Annotated in this window: 9 protein-coding genes and 5 pseudogenes; 1 reads left to right on the top strand and 13 read right to left on the bottom strand. The window is 54.2% G+C overall.

All coding sequences use genetic code 11. The features are described 5' to 3' along the window. Nucleotides 1–106 precede the first annotated feature (106 nt). Nucleotides 107–892, top strand: a complete 786-nt coding sequence (gene elyC, locus HA45_RS08750) for an envelope biogenesis factor ElyC (protein WP_100702593.1) — start codon at nucleotides 107–109, stop codon at nucleotides 890–892. Here the strand turns inward: elyC and HA45_RS08745 are convergent. The 13 genes and pseudogenes from HA45_RS08745 to aroA form a co-directional block, all read right to left on the bottom strand. After that, nucleotides 872–1,764: pseudogene (locus HA45_RS08745) on the bottom strand (YcbJ family phosphotransferase). The gene elyC and the pseudogene HA45_RS08745 overlap by 21 nt on opposite strands. Nucleotides 1,765–1,874: 110 nt before the next feature. After that, on the bottom strand, nucleotides 1,875–2,624 hold the full coding sequence (kdsB, locus tag HA45_RS08740; RefSeq protein WP_100702591.1) for a 3-deoxy-manno-octulosonate cytidylyltransferase: 750 nt from the start codon (nucleotides 2,622–2,624) through the stop codon (nucleotides 1,875–1,877). Continuing rightward, complete coding sequence (locus tag HA45_RS08735) at nucleotides 2,621–2,803, bottom strand: Trm112 family protein (RefSeq protein ID WP_007887424.1); 183 nt, start codon at nucleotides 2,801–2,803, stop codon at nucleotides 2,621–2,623. The genes kdsB and HA45_RS08735 overlap by 4 nt, the downstream gene beginning before the upstream one ends. A gap of 93 nt (nucleotides 2,804–2,896) precedes the next feature. Beyond that, entirely contained in the window at nucleotides 2,897–4,114 is a 1,218-nt protein-coding gene (locus HA45_RS08730) for a winged helix-turn-helix domain-containing protein (protein WP_100702590.1), read from the bottom strand. Between the two features lie 22 nt (nucleotides 4,115–4,136). Continuing rightward, nucleotides 4,137–5,138: a tetraacyldisaccharide 4'-kinase gene (gene lpxK / locus HA45_RS08725; protein WP_100702589.1), complete on the bottom strand. Its 1,002-nt coding sequence runs from the start codon at nucleotides 5,136–5,138 to the stop codon at nucleotides 4,137–4,139. Then, a pseudogene (gene msbA, locus HA45_RS08720) lies at nucleotides 5,135–6,882 on the bottom strand (lipid A ABC transporter ATP-binding protein/permease MsbA). The gene lpxK and the pseudogene msbA overlap by 4 nt, the downstream one beginning before the upstream one ends. Before the next feature lie 34 nt (nucleotides 6,883–6,916). After that, nucleotides 6,917–7,132 (bottom strand): hypothetical protein, encoded by a 216-nt coding sequence (locus HA45_RS28995; protein WP_366557329.1) that lies wholly within the window; start codon nucleotides 7,130–7,132, stop codon nucleotides 6,917–6,919. A 245-nt stretch (nucleotides 7,133–7,377) separates the two neighbouring features. Next, nucleotides 7,378–8,543: pseudogene (locus tag HA45_RS28990) on the bottom strand (DNA internalization-related competence protein ComEC/Rec2). Nucleotides 8,544–8,738: 195 nt separating this feature from the next. Then, nucleotides 8,739–9,074 (bottom strand): annotated as a pseudogene (locus HA45_RS28985) (competence protein ComEC); the annotation flags it as partial. 299 nt (nucleotides 9,075–9,373) lie between these two features. After that, nucleotides 9,374–9,658: an integration host factor subunit beta gene (gene ihfB, locus HA45_RS08710; protein WP_003849360.1), complete on the bottom strand. Its 285-nt coding sequence runs from the start codon at nucleotides 9,656–9,658 to the stop codon at nucleotides 9,374–9,376. Between the two features lie 86 nt (nucleotides 9,659–9,744). Continuing rightward, nucleotides 9,745–11,418, bottom strand: a complete 1,674-nt coding sequence (rpsA, locus tag HA45_RS08705) for a 30S ribosomal protein S1 (protein WP_034820570.1) — start codon at nucleotides 11,416–11,418, stop codon at nucleotides 9,745–9,747. A gap of 122 nt (nucleotides 11,419–11,540) precedes the next feature. Then, on the bottom strand, nucleotides 11,541–12,221 hold the full coding sequence (gene cmk / locus HA45_RS08700; RefSeq protein ID WP_100702586.1) for a (d)CMP kinase: 681 nt from the start codon (nucleotides 12,219–12,221) through the stop codon (nucleotides 11,541–11,543). Nucleotides 12,222–12,419: 198 nt separating this feature from the next. Continuing rightward, nucleotides 12,420–13,705: pseudogene (aroA, locus tag HA45_RS08695) on the bottom strand (3-phosphoshikimate 1-carboxyvinyltransferase). Nucleotides 13,706–13,707: the final 2 nt, after the last annotated feature.

Raw genomic sequence — 13,707 nt, 5'->3', positions numbered from 1 at the left:
CTGCATTCAACTTGTGCTATTTTGTCACAGGCTCAACAAGAATGAACCTTTCACGCCACAGTAACTGTCTGGCTGCTGTTTTTTCGGACAAAAGAGGCAATATTCGATGTTTTTTACGTTAAAAAAAGTAATCGGCGGGATGCTGTTACCTTTGCCACTGCTGTTAATGATGATGGCAGCAGGACTTTTGTTGCTCTGGTTCAGCCGCTGGCAAAAAAGCGGCAAAATAGTCATCTCTGTAAGCTGGCTTTTGTTGCTGTTGTTGAGCCTGCAGCCGATTGCCGATCGTCTGCTGCTGCCACTGGACAGCCACTATCCCACCTGGAACGGCAACGAACCGGTGGATTATATCGTGGTGCTGGGCGGTGGCTATACCTTCAATCCGAATTGGGCGCCGAGTTCCAATTTAATTAATAACAGCCTGCCGCGCGTGGCAGAAGGCGTGCGCCAGTGGCGACGCTATCCGCAGGCCAGGCTGATTTTTACCGGTGCCGCTGCCGGAAGTAATCCACGCAGCAGCGCCAGCGTAGCCGCAGAAGTAGCGGAAAGTCTCGGCGTGCCGCGCACGGCGATGATTTTGCTGGATCAACCGCGTGATACGCGTCAGGAAGCGCAGGCGGTAAAACAGGCGATTGGTCAACATCCGTTTTTACTGGTGACGTCAGCGAACCACCTGCCACGGGCGATGCACTTTTTCCAGAGTGCCGGGATGAACCCACTGGCTGCGCCAGCCAATCAACTGGCGATTACCTCACCGTTGAACGCCTGGGAGCGGGCGATACCCTCGCCGGTGTGGCTGAGCCACAGTGAACGCGCCATCTATGAAACGCTGGGTCAAACCTGGCAACGGCTGCACGGTGACGCCCCTGCCTCAGCCGAGCCAGGGGAGTAGCTGACTACGCGCGTGATCAAAGCGCGGACGGTCAAACTGTCCGCTGCTCACCAACGTATCGACACAATCCCACAGCTGGTATAACCATCGCCGCCAGATAAAACCTTCGGCTACCGGTGCGCGCTGCAGGTAATGATGCAACAGAGAAGCCTCTGCGCCGCTGTCCGCCAGCCTGATTAACTCATACTCACGTGGCGCCCACAGAATATTGCCCGGCTGCATCATCGCCACCAGCTGATCACTGCGCGCGTCTTTCAGCATGCTGGATAAGCGCAAATTGCCGTGCATCAGCACGCAGGGATCGTCAAAACCGTTGAACAGTTGCGTCAACTGCTGCCGGCTGCGGTATAAAATCTGTCGATCTTCCAGCGTAAAAAAGGGCGGTGACAGATAGCCCAGCGTGGCCCACAGCACTTCGACGCGCTGGTGATACCAGGCTGGCCAGTTGTTTTCCTGCACGCTATCCACTCGTCCCACCAGCCCGTGACTGTCGATACGATGCCAGCCGAGAACGCCTTCCACAATCTGTTCACACAGTTGCTCCCAGCGCATTGCGGTGCGGGTGGGCGCTTCGGCCGAGACGCCATTAAAGCGCGCCATCAGCAACATCTCATGCGCCGGCTGCTGCTGACTGAGGACCAAACCAAATACCGCAGGCACGGCCACTAAGCCATCATGGCTCAGCATAGTGAGTTTCCTGGCTTCCAATGCGGCGCGACCTTGATGACGGAAATACTTCGCCACCAGCGGCATGGGTTTGCCGTCGTTGTCATAGAGCGCGTACAGTCGCGATTGCGCCTGCTCGCTGATGGTTTCGAGGCGGCTGATACCTTCACCCAGTACCAACGCCAGTCTGAACGGAGCTGTTCCATGCGTTATCCTCCGCAGTCATGTGACTTCACTATCCTGGAGGTCATGGTGGCGCGAAACTTAGCGCCAGATCAAACTTTATGGCCAGCGCGAGCGGCTGGCCGGTCGGGCATTACCCCTGCATGGCCGCACGGACCCGAATCAGGTCCTCCGGTGTGTCCACGCCAACGCTCGGCACGGTTTGCGCCACGGCAACATGGATCTTCTCGCCGTACCACAATACGCGGAGTTGCTCGAGCAACTCAATATGCTCCAGCGGGCAAGGTTCCCAAGCAATATAACGACGGATAAAACCGGCGCGATAAGCATAAATTCCAATGTGGCGCAGCAGGGTGTCGCCAATCTGTTCACGTGATTGCGCATAGCGTTCGCGATCCCACGGAATGGTGGCGCGTGAGAAGTAAAGCGCATAGCCTTTCGCGTCCATCACCACTTTTACCGCATTGGGATTGAAGGCCTCTTCCGCATCGGCGATCGGCACAGCCAGTGTCGCCATCCCCGCATCGGCCTGCGCCAGATTGCTCGCCACCTGACGCACGATTTCTGCCGGAATCATCGGCTCGTCGCCCTGCACGTTGACGATAATGGTGTCATCGGAAAAATTATATTTCTCGATAACTTCAGCCAAACGCTCGGTACCTGACTGGTGGTCAGCACGCGTCATGCAGACTTCTCCGCCTGCTGCGGTAACCGCCGCCGCAACCTCAGGGTGATCGGTGGCCACAATCACGCGGTCGGCCCCCGACTCACGCGCGCGCTCCATCACGTGTATCACCATCGGTTTACCGTGAATATCAACCAGCGGTTTGCCAGGCAGACGCGTTGATGCGTAACGCGCCGGAATAATGGCGACGAAACTCATGGATGAATCTCTTCAACAGACAGCGTACGCGCTTCCACTTCCAGCAGTACCGGAATGCCGTCGCGTACTGGGTAAGCCAGGCCATCTGGTTTACAAATCAGCTCCTGCTGCTCTTTATTGAAATACAGTTTTCCGTTGCAAACCGGACAGGCAACAATCTCAAGTAAACGGTGATCCATAATTTTCTCCTTTCAGCACCGATTTGTCAGGCGCTTAGCATACCATAGCGTGTTCTGAGGCAGTGCGCCGGACACGGCAATATTGCGCTGAACTCAGTCAGTCACCACCCAATGCGGTGACCAGGCGGCAAGCAACTCGGCGGGGGCATTTTCAATCATCACCTCACTGGCACCCTGCCACTGCGCAAAACGATTAATCGCTTTTTGCACATCATTGAGGAATGCATTGCTGACACGCGTCCCCGGTTCCAGCCAAAAAGCACGGATGATGAGCTGTTGCGCCTGGCGATCCACTTTGGCATCGACACGCCCCTTCAGGGCACCCCGGTGCAAAAGCGGCAGGACAAAATAACCATAGACGCGCTTTTCGGCCGGCGTATAGCACTCAATGCGGTAATCGAAATTGAACAGTTCCCGTGCGCGACGGCGATCCCACACCACCGGATCAAAGGGTGACAGCAGCGCGGTATGTGTCGCGGTCGGGATCTTTTCCAACTGCGGTAACAAGCTGGCGTGCAACCACATCTCCCCTAACTGCTCCACTTCAACGCGCACGATGTCACCACGCGCTTCGGCATCGCTGATCCAGGATTGCAGCGGCACACGCTTCAGGCGATAGTAATCGGCCAGCCAGCCGGCACGAAAAATACCGAGACTGCGCGCACTGTGCTCTAGCATCGCCAGCACCGCATCCGCTTCACTGAGTGCATGTTGCCCGTCATCCCAATCTGGCATCACACGGCTGCGTAAATCATAGACTCGCTGGAAGTTACGGCGTTCAACTACCATGAGTTCGCCCGCGCTGAACAGATTTTCCAGATGGCGCTTATGCGGTTTCCATGCCCACCAGCCGGGTTGCGTCTGTCGATCATTGGCGAAATCGGCGGCGCGCACCGGGCCATTCTCGGCAATATGATTAAGCAGATCAGCGATTTCTTGCTGATGCTCTTCTACCCACTGTTGATTGTATTTCCAGCCCAGCCGCTGAGGCTCCAGCATGCGATGGCGCAGCAGTGGGTAATCTTCAAACGGAATAAAGCAGGCTTCATGCGCCCAATACTCAAATAGCGCACCGGATGACAGCGTCTGCTCGAGCCATTCAATCGGATAGGCGCCAAGGCGGCTGAATAACACCAGATAGGGACTGCGCGCGACCACGTTGATGGTATCGATTTGCAGCAGCGACATCTGACGCACGCAGGCGTGAATATCAGCAAAGCGCGCGCGGCGGCTCGCGGGACGTAATAATCCCTGAGCAGCCAGATGCAGATGGCGAGCGTGTTGTAGTGAAAGGGAAGACGTGATGGCCATAACTCGATTCCCTTAGACAGGTTTAGCGCGAACGACCGTCGCGTGCGGTATGGGGGAGTTGGGACAAGTCGTCAAGTAACGCGTCCAGCGATGCGCCTGATAAATCGGCATCCACCGGCAAATACCACCAATTATCGCGGGCAAAACTGCGGCATTTCACCGCATCTTTCTCGGTCATCAACAGGCACTGATGGGTTTGCGTCAACCGTTGCAGTTCTTCTTCGCTGTAAGCATGGTGATCGGCGAACGCGATTTCAGCCACTGGCTTCACCCCTTGCTGCTTCAAGGTATTGAAGAATCGCGGTGGATGGCCAATCCCGGCCATCGCGACCATTTCCGGCAGCTGTTCAAGGTTCGCAGTCTCACCGCTCACCAAATTAACCGCCTTGCCAGGCCGTAATGTCATGGCGATCTCACCCGCTTGCGCTTCACCGCCGTTCACGACAATGGCATTGACGCTTTGCAGGCGTGAAGCACGCTCACGCATTGGACCCGCGGGTAACCACCAGCCATTACCGAAGCGACGCACGCCATCCACCACCACAATTTCGCGATCGCGCTGCAACGCGTAGTGTTGCAGCCCATCGTCGGTGATGATCACGTCCAGATCCTGCGCGGCCAGTAAACCTTCTACCGCCATCCGCCGCTTTGGTGCGACGGCAACGGGCACCTGTGTCCGCTGCGCAATCAGCACAGGCTCGTCGCCAGCCTGACTGGTGGGCGTATCTGCCGTGACTAGCAGTGGATAGCGTTCTGCTTTACCACCATAACCGCGTGACACCACACCAACGCGCAGGCCGCGCTGTTGCAGCGCCTGAACCAGCCAAATCACCACCGGAGTTTTACCGTTACCGCCGGCAGTCAGATTACCCACCACTATCACCGGGCAAGGCGCACGCCAGCTTTTACGCCAGCCGCGCTGATAACTGAGCCGAATCAAGCAGCTGATCGCCCCATACAGCAGGCTGAGTGGCCACAACAGTAGCCACAACGGCGAGCGCCCGCTCCAGATGCGATCAATCATTGACCAAACTGCAGCTTGTGAAGTTGTGCGTAAGCGCCCTTCTCGGCCAGCAACACACTGTGCGTTCCGCGCTCGATGATACGGCCATCTTCCACCACCACAATCTCATCGGCTTTTTCAATGGTCGACAAGCGGTGCGCAATGACCAGCGAGGTGCGGTTTTCTGCAACTCATCCAATGCCGCCTGAATCGCGCGCTCGGATTCAGTATCCAGTGCCGAAGTGGCTTCATCGAGGATCAGGATTGGGCAATCACGCAGCAGTGCGCGTGCGATAGCAATACGCTGGCGTTGGCCACCTGAAAGCAATACGCCGTTTTCACCGATCACGGTATCCAGCCCGTTATCCATCTTCTTGATGAAGTCCATGGCATGGGCCATGGTGGCAGCCTGTTCAATCTGCTCGCGGGTGTATTCACCATTGCGTGCATAAGCAATGTTATTGGCAATGGTGTCATTGAACAGATGGACATTCTGGGACACCAGTGCCACCTGGTTACGCAGCGAACGCAGGGTGTATTCGCGCAGGTCGTGACCATCCAGCAGAATCTCACCGGAATCGATGTCGTAAAAGCGCGTCAGGAGGCTCGCCATGGTGGATTTACCCGAACCTGAGCGTCCCACCAATGCCACGGTTTTGCCCTCGGGCAGTGACAGATTAATATCACGCAGCGCCGGGACATCACGTCCAGGATAGGTAAAGGTTACATTGCGGAATTCCACGTCGCCTTTCGCACGTGCGATTTCACGCTTACCGTTGTCAACTTCCTGCTCGCTATCCAGAATGGAGAACAAGGTTTGGCAAGCCGCCATACCGCGCTGGAACTGGGCATTGACGTTGGTCAGTGACTTCAGCGGACGCATCAGGGCAATCATCGATGAAAACACAACGGTGATCGTACCGGCGGTCAGCGTTTCCATCACGCTTGGGAAACTGGCGGCATAAAGCACGAACGCCAGGGCCAAAGACGCAATCAGTTGAATCACAGGATCGGAAATTGAAGAAGCCGAGACCAGTTTCATGCCCTGCTGGCGCATTTTGTTGCTCACCTGCGCAAAGCGGCCGGCTTCAACATCCTGACCACCAAAGATCAGGACTTCTTTATGCCCTTTCAGCATCTGCTCAGCACTGGTAGTGACTTGTCCCATGGTGTTCTGCATGTTTTTGCTGATGCTGCGGAAGCGTTTGGACACCGTGCGGATAGCAAAAGAAACAATCGGTGCCAGCACAATCAGAATCAGCGACAGCTGCCAGCTGTAGTAGAACATCATGATGAACAGGCCAATGATGGAAGCACCTTCGCGCACCACCGTGACCAGCGCACTGGATGAGGAGGAAGCAACCTGCTCAGAATCGTAGGTAATGCGTGACAGCAAAGTACCGGTAGATTGCTGATCAAAGAACGCCACCGGCATGCCCATCATATGGCCAAACAGACGACGACGCATATTCATGACCACGTTGCCGGAGACCCACGAGATGCAATAACTGGAAATATAGCTGGTCACGCCACGCACCAGCATCAGGCCAATGACCACCAGTGGCATCCAAAGCATGACGGATCGATCGGCCTTGCCGAAGCCATCATCCAGTAAAGGTTTCAACAGCGACAGCATTAAGGTATCGCCAGCCGCATTGAGAATCAGCGCCACCGCAGATACAAACAGTCCTGCTTTGTGCGGCGCAATCATCGGCCAGAGTCGGCGGAACGTTTGCCACGTTGAGAGATCTTTGTCTTGATGCATTATTTATTCACGCTGTTTGAAATAGCCGCTCATTCTACCTGGATTCACGTTTGACGCCAAACCACTGATGATACCAGCGAGGTTTTATTTGCTCTCTCAACCCTTTAATTTGCCATTCACCCTGCCGAACGCCAATATGAATCTGCCCCGATTGTGCAGTGTCATACCAGATATAACCCTGCTGGCGATAACGATCCACCACCGCTGGGGCCGGCATGCGCCACGCATTGTAGCGTGCGACTGACGCCATCGCGCCCTTCCCTGCAACACTACGTAACAGTAATGGTCCAGATGAAGTCCGGCTGCCATGGTGAGGAACCTGTATCAGGGTGCTCGAAAGCTGTGCTTTTTCCAGGGCGACCAACTTTCTTTCCGCCTCTAACTCAATATCCCCGGTGAGCAGCAGGCTGACAGTGCCATCATCAACCCGCACGACACAGGAGTCATTATTTTGTCCTTGCGTGTTTCCCGCAGGCGGCCAAAGTGCCGTAAAGGTCAACTTGCCCCACTGCCATTTCTCGCCTCGCTGACAGGTAGATGCCCTGGTTTAGCCAACGCGCTACGGATCACCATGTTGGGATTGGCCTGGTGAAGAGAATCTACGCCTCCCTGATGATCCAGATGCTTGTGGCTGACGATAATCGAGCTCAAATTTCTTCCCTGATAATGCAGCCACGGCAGGATGACGCGCGCCCCTGCGTCGTCCTGGTTCCAGCGGGGCCCCGCGTCATATAACACCACCTCACGCCCCTGTGTAATGGCGATGGCTAATCCATGACCAACATCAATCATGTCAATTTGCCAGTCATCTTGTTCCGCCTGACTACGCCAGATAAAAATGGCCAGCGCACAACCACAGCAGGGCATCAGGGTGTAATAAATAACGCCACTGCGCCACAGCAGCAACCCGCCCCAAATGAATGCGATAGCAGGAACCGCGTCATTTAGCGGCCACCAGCCTGCAGGTAAGCGCGCGAGTCCTTGCATCACTTGGCTTACGGAGAGATCGGCCAGCCACCATAATCCCGTGGCGATGGGCATGACTGGCAGCAATAGTGCCAACAATATCAAAGGCACGGTAATCAATGAGACCACCGGTACTGCAAGGAGGTTCGCCAGTAACGCGCTCAGGCTTATTCCCTGAAACAAGAAAATCTGCAAGGGCGCCATCAGGATCATCATGCCTGCCTGCAAATGCAATAATCTCAACGGCAACCAACGCCAGGCTTTGCCATATCGCGCAGGCAGTGCAAACCATTGAAACCAGATGATCAACATCGCGACCGCCAGCGCTGACAGCCAAAAGCTTTCTGACAGCACGGTGAGAGGATCCAGCCATAACAATCCTCCCATGCACAGCGTCCAGACCTGCCAACCCGTTAATTGCCAGCCTGCAATGCGAATCATCATCCAGATCAGCAGCGCCACCATGCTCGCTGAGCCGGCGCATGGCTGCCAGAAAGCCAGCAATAGACCGCTGCCGTCACAACGCTGCCCACCAGAGGAAATATATAGCCAATGTAGCGAGCAGGAAGCAGCCATTGCAGGCCGCGCGCTATCATCCATCCGATGCTGGCCGCTAACGCAATGTGCATACCTGAAATCGCCATCAAATGTGCGGTCCCGGTTTCACGCAACAGTTGACGCTGCGGCTTGGTCATATTCTCCCGTTCACCAAATGCGAGCGCCTGCAAAATGGCGGATTGCTGAAGTGGCTCCAGAAGCGGCTGATGATAGCTGATTAACCGATCGCGCAAGTTACACTGCACCGATTCAACCTGTTGATGGATCACCCGTCCCTGTAAAGGCGTGTGGTTAGCCAGCGCAAAACGTTGCGCATCAAACCCTCCTTCATTGAGTCGGCCATGTACAGCTCGCAGGCGTAATGTCATTTTCCAGCGCTGCCCGGCACAGTATTTCAACTCAGTCGATCCCGTGTTAACGCTGACAAAAAGCGGAGGGAACTGATATTTCTCGCCGACACGGATAATTTGCGCCGTGAATTGCTGCTGCTTTTCTCTGACCTCGGTAATTCGCACTGTCATTTCAGTGGGTGCCGCTGAAAGTCGCTCTATGGAGTTCTGCATCTGACTTGCTTCAGCCAGTGCCCACGTCAGAAGCAGAATTCCCATGCTGGTGACACGTATCACTTGATGGGGGATCAGTCCAATAACGACGGCTGCCAGCGCCATGGCCGCTATGAATGCGGCAGTGGGTATTTGTGGTAATAATCCCAATGGTAAGGTAGCCAAAATCATCATTCTGGCGACGATAATCCCTGTTATACGCATCAACTCTCTCCCGTAAGGGTTAGAGTTTGCTTGCTGTTAACGTTAAAAGCTTTCAGGCGAAGTGCATTCTGGCAGGTGGGTTACATTAATTCAGCGGGATTTGCACGCTGGCAAATCAATTTGGAATGGAGTTCGCAACAGCCAATTTTAGGCAAAAAAAAACGACACCCGGAGGTGTCGCTTTATCGTTCGGTAACGGCTTAACCGTAGATGTTCGCACGGTCACGCAATTCTTTGCCTGGCTTGAAGTGGGGAACGTATTTACCTTCCAGATCCACTTTGTCACCCGTTTTCGGGTTACGACCAGTGCGCGGTGCGCGATAATGCAAAGAAAAGCTGCCGAATCCCCGGATTTCAATGCGCTCGCCCTGTGCCAACGTAGTGGCCATGTGCTCGAGCATCTCTTTGACCGCATCCTCAACGACTTTCGCCGGGATATGAGTATGCTGGCCAGCAAGTCTTTCAATCAGTTCTGACTTGGTCATGTAACCTCCGGTTAATCCCTATTTGGAAAGGTATGACAGCTTTTACCGAAACCGGACGATTTTCATCGTCCGGTGCCTCGGGTCGATTACTCGCCTTTAGCCGCTTTGAACGCTTCAGCCATAGCGCTAGAGAAGTTGCTTTCTTCCTGTTTGGTGTTAACAGTGTTGATTGCTTCTTTCTCATCAGCCTGGTCTTTAGCACGAACAGACAGGCTTACAACGCGGTTCTTACGGTCAACGCCGGTGAATTTAGCTTCAACGTCGTCACCAACACTCAGAACCAGAGTTGCATCTTCGATACGGTCCAGTGAAGCTTCTGAAGCGCGCAGGTAACCTTCAACGCCATCAGCTAATTCTACTGTAGCACCTTTAGCGTCTACTGCAGTCACTTTACCGTTAACGATAGCGCCTTTCTTGTTCAGGGTGATGTAGTTGTTGAATGGATCTTCAGCCAACTGCTTCACGCCCAGAGAGATGCGCTCGCGCTCTGCATCAACCTGCAGTACAACAGCAGCGATTTCGTCGCCTTTTTTGTACTCACGAACGGCTTCTTCGCCAGTCGCGTTCCAGGAGATGTCAGACAGGTGAACCAGACCGTCGATGCCGCCGTCCAGGCCGATGAAGATACCGAAGTCAGTGATTGACTTGATTTTACCTTCAACGCGATCGCCTTTGTTGTGGGTCTCAGCGAACTGCTGCCATGGGTTGTTTTTGCACTGCTTCAGACCCAGGGAGATACGACGACGTTCTTCGTCGATGTCCAGAACCATAACTTCAACAACATCGCCCACGTTAACAACTTTAGATGGGTGAATGTTTTTGTTGGTCCAGTCCATTTCAGAAACGTGCACCAGGCCTTCAACGCCTTCTTCGATTTCAACGAAGCAGCCGTAATCGGTCAGGTTGGTTACACGGCCAGTCAGCTTGGTGCCTTCTGGGTAACGCTTAGCGATAGCAACCCATGGATCTTCGCCCAGCTGTTTCAGGCCGAGGGATACACGAGTACGCTCGCGGTCGAACTTCAGCACTTTAACAGTGATTTCGTCGCCCACGTTGACGATTTCGCTTGGATGCTTAACGCGTTTCCAAGCCATATCGGTGATGTGCAGCAGGCCGTCAACGCCACCCAGATCCACGAATGCGCCGTAGTCAGTGAGGTTCTTAACGATACCTTTAACTTCCATGCCTTCCTGCAGGTTTTCCAGCAGCTGATCGCGTTCAGCGCTGTTTTCAGATTCGATAACTGCGCGGCGAGAAACCACCACGTTGTTACGTTTCTGATCAAGCTTGATGACTTTGAACTCAAGCTCTTTGCCTTCCAGGTGCAGAGTATCGCGAACCGGACGAACGTCAACCAGTGAACCTGGCAGGAACGCACGAATACCGTTCAGCTCAACTGTGAAGCCACCTTTAACTTTGCCGTTGATAACACCGGTAACAGTTTCAGCTTCTTCGTAAGCTTTTTCCAGCGTGATCCAAGCTTCGTGACGCTTAGCTTTCTCACGGGACAGCAGGGTTTCACCGAAGCCGTCTTCAACTGCGTCAAGCGCAACGTCAACTTCGTCGCCAACCTGGATTTCCAGTTCGCCGGCTGCGTTCTTGAACTGCTCTGCAGGAATTGCAGACTCAGATTTCAGACCCGCATCAACCAGGACTACGTCTTTGTCGATAGAGACAACAACGCCACGAACGATGGAACCCGGACGGGTTTCGATTTCTTTCAGTGATTCTTCAAATAGTTGAGCAAAAGATTCAGTCATATTGATAATCTTAGGATTCTTCAATTTAACGTCCACCTGACGTCATTGTCGGATGGGGTTGTTTCACATGCCCAGCACCGGGTCCATGGTACAGGGTTACTTCAATTCAGTTACCGAACAGATTAAACACCCAGCTTCTGGCGGGCATAATCAAGTGCCTTTTCAATCACTTGCTCAATGGACATACTGGTTGAATCCAGCACCAGAGCATCAGTGGCAGGCACTAAAGGTGCGATGGCGCGATTACGATCGCGGTCGTCGCGTTCCTTTATCTCGGATAAAAGGCGATCAAAGTTAACATTAAAGCCCTTCTCCTGCAACTGTAGCATACGACGATGCGCACGCTCTTCTGAACTTGCATCCAGGAAGATTTTTACGGGTGCATCCGGGAATACTACCGTTCCCATGTCACGCCCATCCGCGATCAAACCTGGCTCTTCGCGGAAAGCCCGCTGGCGGCGCAACAGCGCTTCACGCACACGTGGAAAGGCAGCAACACGCGAAGCCGTATTGCTCACTTCTTGCGTACGGATTTCACCAGTCACATCCTCACCTTCCAGAATCACCTGCATTTCGCCTTCTACAGACAAGAAACGCACGTCGAGGTGAGCGGCCATCGGCACCAGTGCTTCTTCAGATTCAATATCCACCTGATGATGAAGTGCAGCCAATGCTAATACACGATAAATGGCACCAGAATCCAGCAAGTGCCACTGCAATGACTCCGCCATCGCTTTACACAAAGTCCCTTTACCTGCGCCACTTGGCCCATCAATGGTAATTACCGGGGCGATTGCCGTCATTGTTTTCTCCTGTTGCTGCGTGCTTATTATCAGCCTTCTTGGCTGTCTGGATTGCGCGGCATTATACGCTGCCCGCGTCAGGTTCGTTACCCCTTCACGGAGACAGCGCTAGAATTTTAGACAGTTTCAGAAGAATTTCCGCCCATCAAGGCCAGAAAACAGCAAAGAAACCCGGCACAAGCGCACCGGGTAGACAAATCAGGCGGTTTTACTGATTTTCGCTAACTGCTGGAAGTAGTCAGGGAAGGTTTTCGCCGTACAGCCTGGATCCAGAATTGTGACGGGTGTGTCAGACAACGCGACCAGGGCGAAGCACATTGCCATGCGATGATCGTTGTAAGTCCCAATATCGGCATGCTGCAGCTGAACCGGTGGGGTTACGCGAATGAAATCATGGCCTTCTTCCACTTCAGCGCCCACTTTACGCAACTCTGTCGCCATCGCCGCCAGACGGTCGGTCTCTTTCACACGCCAGTTATAGATGTTACGCATCAGCGTCGTGCCCTCGGCAAACAGCGCCGCAGTGGCAATGGTCATTGCCGCATCGGGGATATGGTTCATGTCCATATCAATAGCCGTCAGTGAGCCACGTGTACAGGCAATGTAATCATCGCCCCACTCAATTACCGCGCCCATTTTTCCAGCACATCCGCAAAACGAATATCGCCCTGTACGCTGTTGCGACCAATACCGGTCACGCGCACCGTGCCACCTTTAATCGCGGCAGCGGCAAGGAAGTAAGATGCTGATGAAGCATCGCCTTCCACCAGATAATCGCCCGGCGCCTGGAACTGTTGCTGGCCCTTAACCACAAAACGCTGGTAGTTCTGATTATCAACTTCCACACCAAAAGTGCGCATCAGGTGCAAAGTGATATCAATATAAGGTTTCGAGACCAGATCACCTTTAATGGTAATCACGGTGTCTTTAGGAGCCAGAGGTGCGGTCATCAGCAGCGCGGTCAGGAACTGGCTCGATACGCTGCCGTCCACGCTCACTTCGCCACCCTCAAATCCCCCGTTGAGACGCACCGGTGGATAATCAGTCTGTTCCAGATAATCAATCTTTGCGCCGCCCTGACGCAGCGCATCGACCAGATGGCCAATTGGGCGCTCTTTCATGCGTGGCTCGCCGGTCAGCACGATTGATTGCTGGCCCAGACACAACGCAGCAGCCAGCGGGCGCATGGCGGTGCCTGCGTTGCCCAAAAACAGCTCTAAGGGCTGATCGCTGTGCAACGGGCCTGCATTACCCACCACTTCACACACGGTGCGATCGTCAGACAACGTATAGCTGACGCCCAACGCCTTAAGCGCATTCAGCATGTGTTTAACGTCATCGCTATCAAGCAAGTTGGTCAGGCGAGTTGTGCCGTTTGCCAGTGCAGCCAGTAACAGCGCGCGGTTAGAGACGCTTTTTGAACCCGGTAAGTTTACCGTGCCGTCAACGCGGGCAATCGGTTGTAGAGTCAGGGAGTCCTGCATGT

It is taken from the genome of Pantoea rodasii, assembly GCF_002095465.1.
GTDB classification, from domain to species: Bacteria; Pseudomonadota; Gammaproteobacteria; order Enterobacterales; family Enterobacteriaceae; genus Pantoea; species Pantoea rodasii.
Note: the sequence above shows the minus strand (reverse complement) of the source record. Positions and strands in the feature narration are given on the sequence as shown.